The following is a 13,197-nucleotide window of genomic DNA, read 5'->3' on the forward strand; positions in this document are numbered from 1 at the left end:
AATGATCCGGCTCGGGGTGGAGAGCCAGGGCGGGGGGAGTTGGGTTTCTCGAGGACCACGGTGGGGGCGGTGCGGGCGGGGTTGGTTGACGCTGAGCCGTTGGCGCGGGGGTTCGTGGTGTTCGATGGTGAGCCGGGGCGGCCGGCTCATGTGGTGAATGTGGTGCGGTTGGCGCGGGGTGTCATGTTCGTCGACGGTCAGCTCGGGCGGCTGTTGGTGCCGCCGGATAATGCCGGTGTGTTGTTCCTGCCGTTGACCGACGGGATTGTCGTCGAGGGGGTGGTGGCGGATGGTGACCGCCTGACGGACCAGCAGGCGGGTGCGGTGGGCTTCGAGGCGGAGACCGCCATCGTGTTGGAGATCCCGGGCGACCGCGATCGCGAGGCGATCTGGGCGCTGGGTGATCTGGTGACCGGTCCCGGAGTAAAGGTGGTCCTGGACTGGGACGACAGGTGGATCGCGGAGGTGGTGTCGGAGCCGGCCGCCGTGTCGCCGGAGGAGGTGGGCCTGCGGAGATCGGTGGGTGAGGTCCTCGCCGCCGCGCGATCGGTGATCGCGACGTTGGAGCAGGGCGAGGGTAGGACGCTGGGGGAGATCTTCGCCGATCGCGACGGGTTCACCGTGGCGCCGGTTGCTCACGAGATCGTGGTGACCGGTGAGCGCGCCAGGGGCGGCCCGCCTCTCTTCCCTCACTACACCGTCGGCGTACCGGTGGCGGGTCTCCTCGACCTGCTCATCAGGGAATTCAACCGTTCCGCCGATGCCCCGAAAGGCCATCCCACGACGATCGCCCACGCACACCTCGCCACCGCGTTCGAGTTCGCGGCTGGGGCTGTCCGCGGCTATTCCGGCGTCCTGGCCGACGACAGCCTCGACGAGATCCTGGCGACAGAGGATCCGGATGTCGCGGCCCTCATCGGCTTCCTGGCACTCGCGTTTACCCAGGTCGCCGCGATCGTCAGCGGGAAGCGGCAGCGCACAGGCACTTTCGTTATGCCGAAGAACTACACCCTCCTGGCGTCACGGACCGCCCTGTACGCCGTCCGTGACGCGCTCCCATCGGGAGCGCGGAGTTTCGTCGCGTCATCGGCAGCAGGGTTGCAGGATCAGTTGATCGGCCACCTCGTGGATCGTATGTGGCCTCGGCTGTCCGATGCGGAGAGGAACAGGCGTCGTGAACGCCTGACCGAGATGCAAGCAGTGGTGCCACCTGAGACCGAGACGTTCACGATCCGTGACTATCTCGGGAGCACATTCTCCGCTCTGTCCGGGACGCTGATCAACCAGGACCAGGCGCTGGAGATCCGCACCCACATGACCACCTTGGACGACGCCGGGGGCGCGCTGGCGGACATGCCGCTGGTCCTCCTCGAGATGCGACACCCCGATCCACAACTGTCCGACTTCGAGGGGATCGCGGATCAGTACCACGAGCTCGTCGAGTGGTCAGGGTCGCTGATGCACCGGGTGAAGGAACAGCTCAGCACGTGGGAGGCGAAAGCCGCGCGCCAGGAAGCGGCGGAAACCGCGAGCCAGGTGGAGGAGGCGGCCACGCGTCGGGCAGAGGCGTTGGCGGTTCTGCGTCGGTGGCCGGCTGGCTCAAATTTGATCGGTCGGAAGCGTTCGCCGCAGTTGCGGGCGATCGACGAAGCGGTCGGTCGCTACTGGGCTGCACCCTCACTCGTGGCGCTGGGCGCGATCAGCACCGCGATTGGGGTATGGCAACACCTCAAGCAGGGCCAATCGGCCCGGATGCCGCACGTGGCCAGGCTGTCGGCCGCAGTCGGTGTCCTGCTCGGTGGCGCACCGGACGCTGTGGCGGGGTCTACTGACGCCGGTTCGGTGGTTGCGGGTTGGGTGGTTGACGAGGTCGATCTTTCCACGGCTGGGTTGGGGTGGTTGGGGGAGGTCAATCCGTGGCGTGCCGGTGGTGGTGATTTCCTGACGAACTGTGTGTTGGCGGCGATCGGTACCGATATGTCGTTGGGGGATGGCGGGGAGTATCGGTATCAGGTGCCGCCGTCGGGTCCGATGGCGTTGTCTGATCTGGTGGCGTATGCGAATGATCCGGCCCGGGGTGGGGAGCCGGGGCGGGGGAAGTTGGGTTTTTCGAGGACCACGGTGGGTGCGGTCCGTGCGGCGTTGGCTGGTGCGCGGGTGCGGGCGCGGGGGTTTGTGGTGTTCGAGGGGGGTCCGGGGCGGCCGGCTCATGTGGTGAACGTCGTCCGGTTGGTCGACGGCGTCATGTTCGTCGACGGTCAGCATGGGCGGGCCCTGGCGCCGCCGGACGACGTCGCGGTGTGGTTCCTGCCGTTGACCGACGGGATCGAGGCCGACGCTCCAGAGGGCGCAGACCTCACCGACTGGGAGGCGGTGTCGGCCGCCCGGGCGGAACTGACCAGACTGGCCCGTGCGGAGGCGTTGGACCGCACTGCCTCCGCCACGCCGACCACGCCCATGGATCTCGCCGTGGAGATCGTGGGGTGGCTGGGCGCGGTCGCCCGTACGCCCGGATCGGAAGACACCGCCGCCCTGCTCGGGTTGTTGGCCGCGCTGACCCGGGCGACGAGCGATTACTGGGAAGTCGACGGCGCGTTGATGGGCTACGACGGCGGTGAACTCGCCGATCTTCCGGAGCGGCCCGAACTCGAAGGCCTGACCGTACTCGAGACCGGCTTGGTGCGAATCGCCGCCTCCGAGCCGGAGGCGGTGGGACTCGAGGTGGAGGTGGAGCGGCTGGACCGCGCGTTGGCTGACCTGCCGCCGACCGGCGAGCCCGTGCCCGACGCTGGCGACCGGGCGATCCTCGTCGCGGGTGTGCTGCACCGCTCGCGTACCGCACCGGAGCGGCAGACCGACCTGGTCAGGGCAGTCGACGAGCGCCATGGCGAGGGCGCGTTCCAGTCCCGGTTCGCGCGGCTGGTGACGGCCGTCGACGATGCCACGGCCAGCTATCTTCGACACCTGCGGTACGGCGGGGACCTGGAGTTGACCACCCTCACCCCGGCCGAGGCGATACGGGCGTACCGCCTATTGGCGGTCGATCCACGCTCGGCGACCCTGCCCAGTGTGGTGGCCACCCCGGAGGACGGCTGCGAGGCTCGCGCCCTGGCTGCCGGAGTGCGGCTGGCCGCCTGGGGATTCCACTCCTGGCAGGTAGTGGTCGCCCCACCCGGCGACGTTGTCGTGCCGTCGTTCGGCGCGCGGGGCGCGACCTGGAGCGAGCCGGCCCACGTCGCCTGGAGCCACCACGTCACGACGGTGGTCGAGGTCGAGGTCGACGGGGTCGGCCACGCCGTGGCACTCGACCCGGCGATGGCCGGTGGGCCGATGCTGCTGACCGACTGGCTTGACGCGGTCGGCATCGACCCGTCCACGCCTGCACCCGCGGTCGAGGCCCATCCCCGGGGCCACCATCGCCTGCTGCCGCGGGTTCTCTCTGTTCCAGAGACCGCCTCCTGGCTGATCGATTCCGAGGGCCGCGCCTATACCGAAGGGCTGGCCGCCGAGGCGCTGGCCCGGATGCTCACCCGGGATCTGCACGGCATGATCGAGCTGGCCGGCCCCGCCGTGCTGGCCGACCCGGCGGTACGGGCATTCGTCCTCGGGCATCCGGGACGGCAGCGGCTGGCGGCAGACTACTCGGCGGAGGCGGACGGCACACCGGCTCAGGACGGACCGCTGAGCCGGCTGCTCGGGCCGGCACATCTCCCTACGCTTGTCGCCCTGCTGACCAGCACGCCGCAGGCCGCCGGAGTGCCGACCCTGACGCCTCCGTGGGTCGGGCCGCCGTCGATCTCGTTGACCGTCGAGGAGGTCGCGCCCACCATCGACCGGTCGACGGAGGTCACCGGCGCGGAGCTGGCCGAACAGACGTCCGTCGTTCCTGGGCACCCCGAGATACTGCGGATCGGGAACGTCCCGGCCGGCCCGATCCGGCTGCCACCGGCCGCGGTCGCCGTCCTGACCGAGAGCGTCGACGGAGTGCCCCTGCTCGATGGCCGCCCGATCCCCCCGGAGTTGTTCGCCAACGCGGTGAGCCGCTGGGTACACGAGCACGGGCTGGCCGGCCGGCAACTGTTCCTGCTGGGCAGCGGCATGGCGCTGCCGGTCGGGTCGGCCACCTCGGCGGCGCGGGCCGTCGCGAGCCTGTTCCACCCCGCACCGGTGTACGCCGCGCGGGGAGCGGTGCTCGTCAGCGCCGGATCCGGTGCCGTCTGGACCGGCCTGCTCGCGCCGGACGCCTTCGGTCTCTGGCGACCACGACTGACCGCCCCGGTCCCGCGGGTCCTACCCATCGAGAGCCAGGCGCCCGGCGTACCCGAGCGCTCTCATCTGCCGGCCGCCGACACGACGGATCCCGGGCCGTGGTCCCTGCTCGGTGGAGTCGGCAGGGCCGGGCGGCGACCGGACGCGGTGGCCGTCGCCCCCGACTCGCGCGCCGTGCTGCCCCTGACGGCCTCGTCCGCGCTGTCGGCGGCCCGGCGCCTTGATGAGCAGCCGGGCACCGAACCATCGATGGAGCGGCTGGCGTCCTGGATAGCCGACGTTCAGGTGCCAACCGGACGTGTGGAGGAGCCGTTGACGGACTGCCTGCTGCGCGCCGTCGGAGGGTATGTGGCGTTGCACGGCCGCCCCGGCAACGCCGCTTCGGACGACAGGCTCGCCACGGCACCCAGCCTGGCGGACGTCACCCGGATGCTGGGCGGCGAACTTGTTTCCGCCGCAAGAGTCGATCTCACCGGCGTGTGGCGGGCGCTGAACACGGTGCCCAACACGTCAGTCCTGGTCTACGAGGCAGCACCGAACGCGACGGCGCACGTCTCGTGGCTGGTCGCCGACGGCCGCGACCCGACGCCGCTCGCCGACGGCCGAACGGGCGTCGTCACGCCCAGGTGGGTGGACACCCAGGTTCATGGGCTGTTCAGCGCCGTGGCCGAGGAGAAGGCGACGCTGGAGCGGCTGCGGAAACCAGGGGTACGCCTGCTGGTGCTCGACCCCGCCGGGAAGCCCGCCACGGTGACCGGGCCGGTTCCCGCCGGTGCCGCCTTCCCGATCGAGGGAGCCGACGGCAGCCGCACCGTCGAGGCGTTGCTGGATCCGGGGCTGAGCCGGACACCGGCCGGGCCGGGCCAGGGGACGTCACGCGGTCCGACCGGCGGGCCGACCACCGGGCGTATCGTGGCGGTCCCGCGGGACGGGTGGTGCCTGCTGCACGCCACGGTGCTCGCCGTTCCGGACCTCGTCAGGCAGCGGTTCGGTGACGGCCTGTCGCCCCATGCCGTGGCGTGGCTGGACCGGGTGACGGTTCTCCGGAGGGAGATCGACGGAGAGAACAGGGCACTGCACGACCCTGCTGCCCCGCGGGTCTACCAGGAGATCGCCAACTACCTGTCACGCCTGGTGGAGAACCCGCCGTATGCCACGTTCGGGAGCTACGCGATCAGGTCGACGCTGACGCAGCGCGGAGTGGCCGAGAACCCTGTCACCGTCGCGGCGGAACGGGCGGCTCTGGCCGCGGCGGTGCGGACGTGGAACACGGCGTGGGCGACCGACCGCGGTGACGGTTTCCTGGCGCTTCTCGCGGAGGCGCTCGGCGTCTTTCCGGTCGTCGGCACTCCCGGCATGCCGGCTTACGCTCCCTTCGGCGTCGGCCCCGAGCCGGCACAGCACCGGCTGCACCTGTGGCGCACCGACGACCACTACGACGCCTGGTTGCACAACGAGCCGCCGCCAGCGTCCGGACTGTGGCCTTTGGCCCAGCAACTACACGCCCAGCTAGGTGACCTGCGCCGGGGTGTGTCGGTCCCGCCCGAAGCTGTCCTGGAGACGGTGAACGGCATGAGTGTGGCGATGGGGCTCAGCGGCAGCCAGGAGCGGGACATCATCCGGCAACTCGCGGCGCACACCGCTACGACGGAAGTCGTCGGCAACGACGAGTTGAGCTCGGCGTTGGCCGATCTCCGGGCCGGGCTGGAGCGGATCGAACTCCATGCCGCAGCCGATCTGAACGCCCCGGATGCCGGTTTTCTCGGTCCGGACTACTTCCGCATCCGTCGGATGCCGCCGGCGCCGCAGCGGCACGAAGCGGTCGCCGCCTATCCGACCGGGCAACTCGTCGGCCTGCTGGAACAGCTCGACCTCGCGGCGCCGGAGCGGCACACCCGGTCCCAGCAACCGTACTGGGACTACCCGGCCCCGCCGGGAGGGGTCTGGTGGGGACCGCAGCACGACGGAAGCAGGTATCCGCTGCGCCCGCTGCCGGAGCGGATGGAGTCGCCGCTGATCGCGCACAGCGTCTGGCTCGGCGGTCCCCTGACCCGGCCCGACTTTCTCGACAACCTCGCCCGACTGGCGGCACGGATCCGGCCAGCGGGCTGGCGGACCGTCCTCTGGACCGACGTACCGAAATCGCGCTTCGCGGCCGAGCAGACCGGGCCGGTGGCCGGCCTACGCGCATGGGCGCGGAGGCACGATGTCATCCTGGTCAACGTCGACGAGGTGTTCCACGCGGGTGACCCGATGATGCTCAACGACTACTACCGGGTCGAGCTGGCCAAGCAGCAGGGGCGCGGCTACGCCGCTGCGAGTGACCTGCTCCGCATCGAAATCCTTTACCGGTTCGGTGGCTTGTACACCGACGCCGACAACCAGCTGGAGACGGTGCACGGGTTGCGGGAGACGTTCGCCGAACGCGGCTTTGCCATCTACCTCAGTGACCACGGAGCCGCCGGGAGGGGTACGGGTAACGCGGCCCTGCTCGCCGCGCGGCACCACCCGTTCGTGGAGCTTTACCGCACCGGGTTGTCCCGGCAGTACCACCGGGACCAGAACACGCTCTTCGAGCGGCTGCCGAACCTGTTGCCGTCCACCTTCGCCGAGGACCGGCAGCGGGCTCGCCGCCACTCGGTGTTCTGGCGCACCGGCCCAGGGCTGCTGACGACGGTGCTGTGGGTGACCGGGTACGACCTGTTCGACGCACTGCCTCCGGGCATCACCGGCACGAACATCGCTGTGGTGAGCGCAAACAGCTGGATATCCCCGGACCCGCTGGCGCCGTCCGTTGCCTACCCGGCGGCCGAGGTGCCGAGGGTGCTGCGCGGTGTCGTCGCCACGCTGGTGCGGAGCCTGTACAACCGCGACGGCGACCTGGATCTGGTCGCTGTTGCGCCGGTGATCAACGGGCTACCCGACAGGGCTGCCGGGTGGCGCGCCGTCATCGGGTTCATTCTCGACGTGCCCGACTTGCGGGAGCGAGTCAGCACCGTCACTGTCGGTATCCACTTCCAGCCACGCGGTGGCGGTGCCACCGAGTACCGCCAGGTGGACCTTCCGCCGGAGGTCCTCGAACTCCTCGGGCTCGACGCGGACGGGGACGGACCCTTCGAGGATCACCTGGGCGAACGTCGGCGTTACCCGAGTCTCTCGTGACGCCCGGTTGGGCCGTCTGTCCGACACGTCGATGCCGGGACGACGTAGCCAGAGCGTGAACGGGGTCGGTGTGCGGGCCGTAGTACTGCCGACGGCTGCCGCCGACCGACGCAGAGGAGGGTGCCGTGTCGACCACGACTTCACCGGATACGCCCCACCCGGCCCTCCCCACCGCACAGCCCGTGATGGCCGAACGGGTCGGTGACGGCCTTCTGCTGCGCACCGCCTGGGACAAGCCGGAGCCGCTGTGGGACTTCCTGCGGCAGCTACCCACGGAGCCGCAGCGGTGCGTCATCCTCGTGACGGGGGCGGCCGGCCTCTCCACCGGCTTCCCTGATGCGCTGGTCACCGCGCTCGCCGGCCGGCGGGTGCCGGTGCGGTTGGTCATGCTCGGTCCGTTCCCCGCCACGGCCAGCACCATCGACGCCCTCCGGTACCTGGCCGGGCTGCTCGGCGTACCGGTGACCGCGCCGGTGACTCCGCTGGTGCCTGGGGCCGAGCCGGGACCGCTGTGGCTGACCAGCCGACCGAACCAGGCTGAGTACTACGAGCCACGCTGGCCGATGGCCACCGTCGCGGAGCCCGAGCCGGCGTACGCCCGGCCGCCAGCCGGCGCCAGCCAGGTCGACCCGGCGGGCGCCAGCCAGGTCGACGGAGTGGCCGAGCATCCCGCCGTGGCCGGCCCGCCGGCAGCACTCGCACCGCCGGCAGAGCCGGCCCCGGCACCGGTCGGGACACCGCCCCCGGCCGAGGAACCCGCGTCCCCGGTGGTCCCGCCCTCGCCCGATGCCGTGCCGGTGCCGGAGCGGCTGCATACGCTGCTCGGACGGCGGGACTGGCCGCACGCCGCCGCGCAGGCTGCCCGTCCGGCGCCGGTCGCGCCTCCGGCGGACCCGGCATCACCGGCAACGCCGCCGCTGGTGACCGGGGCGCCCACGCCATCGGCTCCACGGGCGGAGACCGCGCCGGTGCCACCGATGGACCCGCCCGACGCCGTGACCCCGGCCGTCCACCCGGATGCGTCGGCACACCTTGATCCGCCGGGCCACCCGGACACAACCGGGCCCACTGTTGCGGTGTCCACCGCGACGGCTCCGGGCCGGACGCCGGTCTGGATCGACCATCGTGCCTGGCGGGAGGAGGATCGCGCGGCGCTGCGGACCACCCTCAACGGCCGGTACGACGCACACTTCCGGGTGGTCACCAAGACGCTGGCGGAAGAGCCGGGCCTGCGGGTGGCCGGCGCGTCGCCGGATCTGGTCGCCGGACTGGTGGCGCTGCGTGCCTACTGCGCCGATGACCGGGACGAGGTGAACCGGCTACTGCGTACCGGTGCCGGCGACGAGCGGGCGGCGGTGCTCGCCCGCGGCGCCGCGTGCGGCCTGCGCTGCCTGCCGACGGTTCTCGGTCCGGTCTTCCGGCCGGGACGGATCGACGCCGGGGTCCTGGCCGCGTACCAACCCGGCCGGGTACTCGCCGAGCCCGGGCTGCTCGACGCCTGGATCCCGCCGGCCAGCGTCCCGGACGCGACCGTCCAGTTCGTCATCTGGTCGGTCAGCGCGCGTCGGGTCGGGCGCCTCGGCCTGGACGGGCCGGCGGCGGCCCTGTTTCCGCCGGCCAGTCGTTTCACCGTGCTCGCCGTCGACCGCCCGGACGATGCCGCTGGCCTGCCGCGGGTGCTGCTCTGCGACGTGACCGGCGGCGCACAGGGCGGACCGGTGGGCGGCCACACCGACCGGGTGCTCAGCCGGATGCGTGCGGCGTCGCGGACGACCACCGACCTCACCCTGTCCGGGGCATACGTGACCGCGGTGCCCGGCCTGGACGACACCGGGCATCCGTATCCGGAGAGGGAGAGCCAATGAGCCATGGCGTGCTGACGGTCTCGCAGTCCGAGCCCGGCTGCCATTCGACGATCTCGGCCGCGATCAGGGCCGCTGGCCCGAATGGCACGATCGTGGTGCAGCCCGGCCGCTACCGGGAACAGCTGCTGCTCCCCGGCTCGGTGACGCTGGTGGCGGAGGACGGCCCGGGCACCGTGTTCGTCGAGACCGACGAGGTGGTGGTCTTCGCGGCCGGCGGCGCGAACCTGCTGCGTGGTCTCGTGCTGCGCGGCGGCGGCCACCGGCTGCCCGCCATCCAGGTGGGCGCGGGCAGCCTGGAACTGACCGACTGCGAGGTGATCGGCTGCGGTGTCGCGGCGGTGCATGCCCGCAGTGGCCGGCTCCGGCTGCGCGGCGGCGGCGTGACCAACCCTGAGGGTGCCGGAGTGCTGGTCGAGGGGGATTGCCACGTCGAGGCGCTGGACGTGACCATCAGTGACATCGGCACCACCGGCATCCTGCTCGCCGGCACCGGTGACCCGACCTTCCGGAACTGCGTGATCGAGGACGTGCGGGGCACCGGCGTGTACTGCGTCGCCGGCAGCCGAGGTCAGCTGATCGACTGCGAGATCAGCGCGGTGGACGGTCCCGGGCTGGCGGTCGACGGCGGGGCACCGGTGCTGTCGGGTACGACGATCCGGGACACCGTCGGCGCGGGGATGGTGGTCGTGCACGGCACCCCCACCCTGGACGGATGTGTTGTCCAGGGCACCGGTGGACACGGCGTCGTGGTCACCGGCGGTTCCCCGGCGTTGCGCGGCTGCCGGGTCACCGCGACGGCCGGCAGTGGCCTGTTCCTGACCGACACCGCCACGGGGAACTTCACCGACTGTGACGTGGCCGGTGGTGTCAGTGTCGATGGCGCCGCCGAGCCGAGGTTCGGCGGCGGCGTGCTGCACGGCACACCGGACCGGCCGGGCCTGCTGGTCCAGGGTGCCGCCGGCTGTGTCGCGGACGGGCTCTCGGTCCGCACCGGTCACCAGGGTGTACTCGTCGCCGGTGCGGCACACGCCGACCTGACGGACGTGACGGTGCTGGCGGCCGGGACCGGCGCCGAGGTGCGCGACACCGGCCGGCTCACGGTGCTGCGCTGCCGGGTGCAGGACTCGGTCACCGGGCTGCGGACGCTCGGCGGCACCCTGCACGCCACCGACACGCGGCTCAGCGGCGGCTCCTGTGCCGTCGAGGCGGGCGGCGGCGAGACCATCGTGACCGGCTGCGATATCGCGGATCCGACCACGTCCGGCGTGCTGGTGGACGCCGGAGCGACCCTCACCCTGCGGGCCACCCGGGTGCACGGCAGCGGCGGCCCGGGCGTCCGGTTCCGCGCCGGCAGCCGGGGAGGCGTCGCCGGCTGCGAGATCGTCGACAACACCGGCGCCGGGCTGCTGGTCGAGACGACCGAGCCGGTCGAGGTCACCGGCACCACCCAGTCCGGCAACGAGGCCGGCGCACCGACCATTGTCCCGGCTCCGACCTCGCCGCCGGCGGGGCTCGCGCCGGCGGCCGCCGGCGGCGAGAGCGCCGCACCGCCGCCGGCGGCACCCGAGGCGGACGCCGCAGCGCTGCTGCTGGCACAGCTCGACGGGATGGTCGGCCTGGCCGGCGTCAAGCAGGAGGTGGCGACGCTGGTGGGGCTGCACCGGGTGAGCCAGCGGCGCGCGGCGGCCGGGTTGCCGTCGCCGCCGATGTCCCGGCACATGGTCTTCGCCGGTGCGCCCGGTACCGGTAAGACCACCGTGGCCCGGCTCTACGGCGAAATCCTCGCCGCGCTCGGCGTGCTGCGGCAGGGACAGATCGTGGAGGTGGCTCGGGCTGACCTGGTCGCCGAGCACGTCGGTGGCACCGCGGTGAAGACCACCGAGAAGTTCACCGAGGCGCTCGGTGGAGTACTCTTCATCGACGAGGCATACGCCCTCGCCCCGGTCGACGGCGGCACCGGCGGCGGCCACGACTTCGGGCGGGAGGCCGTCGACACGCTGGTCAAGCTGATGGAGGACCACCGCGACGACGTGGTGGTGATCGTCGCAGGCTACTCCCAGCAGATGCGTGCCTTCATGACGGCCAACCCCGGGTTGTCGTCCCGGTTCGCCAAGACCATCGAATTCGAGAGTTACTCGGCGACAGAGCTGCGCAGCATTGTCGAGAACCTGTGCCGCACGCATCACTACTCGCTGGATTACGACACCCGGATCGCGCTGGTCGAGCTGTTCCAGATAATGCCGCGCGGCGCGTCGTTCGGCAACGCCCGGGTGGCCCGGCAGGTGTTCGAGGAGATGATCGGGCGGCAGGCGTTCCGGCTGGCGCAGCGACCGGACGCCTCCGGGGTCGAGCTCGCCCAGCTGCTGCCCGAGGATCTCGGCCGACCCGCCGGCTCGGTGGTGGAGACCGTGGTACCGGAGTCGACGGAGGTCGGTCGGTTGCTCGCCCGGCTGGACGGCATGATCGGGCTGGCCGAGGTGAAACGCGAGGTGTCCGAGCTGATCGACGTGCTGGAGGCGGCACGCGCCCGGGTCGCTGCCGGCCTTCCCGCGCCGCCGGTCTCCCGGCACCTGGTCTTCGCCGGGCCACCCGGTACCGGCAAGACCACCGTGGCCCGGCTGTACGGCGAGATCCTCGCCGCGCTGGGCGCGCTGCCCAAGGGGCAGCTGGTCGAGGTGGCCCGCGCCGACCTGGTGGGTGAGTACGTCGGGCACACCGCACAGCGCACCCGGGAGGCGTTCGACCGTGCCCTCGGCGGGGTGCTGTTCATCGACGAGGCGTACACGCTGTCGTCGTCCGGTAGCCAGCAGGACTTCGGCCGGGAGGCGATCGAGACGCTGATGAAGCTGATGGAGGACCACCGCGAGGAGATCGTGGTGATCGCGGCCGGCTACGACGAAGAGATGGTCTCGTTTCTCGACGCCAACCCCGGGCTGAGGTCGCGTTTCACCCGCCGGGTCAACTTCGCCAACTACGCCCCGGACGAGCTGGTCGCCATCGTCGAGACGCTGGCCCGCACCTCCGGCTACGACTGCGCCGGGCCGACACTGACCGCCCTGCGAGCGCACTTCGAGGGCGTACCCCGGGGCCGCTCGTTCGGCAACGGTCGGTACGCCCGCACGGTGCTCGACGAGATGATCGTGCGGCAGGCCCGCCGGCTGCGCACCACGACGACACCGAGCGTCGACGACATGCGCACCCTGCTACCGGCCGATGTCACTCCGCCCACCTCGGCGGTGCGTTGACACTGTGTTGAGCGGGTGGTGATCGCCGCCGGAGCCAATGGGATGTCCGGAACCTTGCGGAAGGACTCCCATCATGGTGTTCGCCACCTGCCCGCCGGAAGTGGATCGGCGGGTCGCGGACGACCCGGCCAGCCGGCTCCGGGGCTTTTTCGACACGCTCGCCAACCCGCTGATGGCCTACCTGCTCCGGTTGACCCTCGGTGAGCATCATCTCGCTGAAGACCTGTTGCAGGAGACCTTCCTGCGGGCCTGGCGCCGGATCGACGACCTGCCCGCGGATCCGGCCGCAGCCCGGCCGTGGCTGTTCACGGTGGCCCGTCGGGCGGCGATCGACGTGCTGCGGGCCCGGCGCGCCCGCCCGATGGAGGTCGAGTTGATCGATCCGGGGGTCGGCGTCGGGTCGGTCGACCTCGCCGAGCGGGTCGTCGACGCGCAGGTCATCCACGCGGCTCTGCCCAAGCTCACCCCGATGCATCGCGAAATGATCATCGAGGTCTACTTCCGGGACCGCGAGCCGGGAGACATCGCCCGGCAGCTCGACATTCCCGAGGGCACGGTCAAGTCCCGGACGTTCTACGCGGTGCGCCGGCTCGGCCGAGCACTGGGAAGCATCGACGCAGGCGACTGACTGGATGGCGGGGCTTCCCGGCGGCCAC

4 protein-coding genes (1 of these 4 running past the window's edge) are annotated in these 13,197 nt (G+C 71.6%); all 4 read left to right on the forward strand.

Annotated elements, in window-relative coordinates; translation table 11 throughout:
* Nucleotides 1-7,431, forward strand: partial view of a protein-glutamine glutaminase family protein gene (locus O7615_RS17880; RefSeq protein ID WP_278178824.1) — the final stretch only. The gene continues 22,746 nt to the left of window position 1, outside the view; the window shows 7,431 of its 30,177 coding nt (coding positions 22,747-30,177); its start codon lies off the left edge, out of view; its stop codon occupies nt 7,429-7,431.
* Nucleotides 7,432-7,556: 125 nt separating this feature from the next.
* The gene (locus O7615_RS17885) at nt 7,557-9,296 is read left to right on the forward strand and encodes a hypothetical protein (protein WP_278178825.1); all 1,740 of its coding nucleotides are present in this window, start codon (nt 7,557-7,559) and stop codon (nt 9,294-9,296) included.
* Entirely contained in the window at nt 9,293-12,541 is a 3,249-nt protein-coding gene (locus O7615_RS17890) for a right-handed parallel beta-helix repeat-containing protein (protein ID WP_278178826.1), read from the forward strand. The genes O7615_RS17885 and O7615_RS17890 overlap by 4 nt, the downstream gene beginning before the upstream one ends.
* Nucleotides 12,542-12,614: 73 nt before the next feature.
* Nucleotides 12,615-13,169: a sigma-70 family RNA polymerase sigma factor gene (locus O7615_RS17895; protein ID WP_278178827.1), complete on the forward strand. Its 555-nt coding sequence runs from the start codon at nt 12,615-12,617 to the stop codon at nt 13,167-13,169.
* The last annotated feature ends 28 nt before the right edge of the window (nt 13,170-13,197 follow it).

Origin of the sequence: Micromonospora sp. WMMD1082 (assembly GCF_029626175.1) — a bacterium.
Classification (GTDB): Bacteria; Actinomycetota; Actinomycetes; order Mycobacteriales; family Micromonosporaceae; genus Micromonospora.

Coding starts and splice junctions, on each gene's coding strand:
- O7615_RS17890 (WP_278178826.1), top strand. CDS start 9,293: ATGAGCCATGGCGTGCTGACGGTCTCGCAGTCCGAGCCCGGCTGCCAT.
- O7615_RS17895 (WP_278178827.1), top strand. CDS start 12,615: ATGGTGTTCGCCACCTGCCCGCCGGAAGTGGATCGGCGGGTCGCGGAC.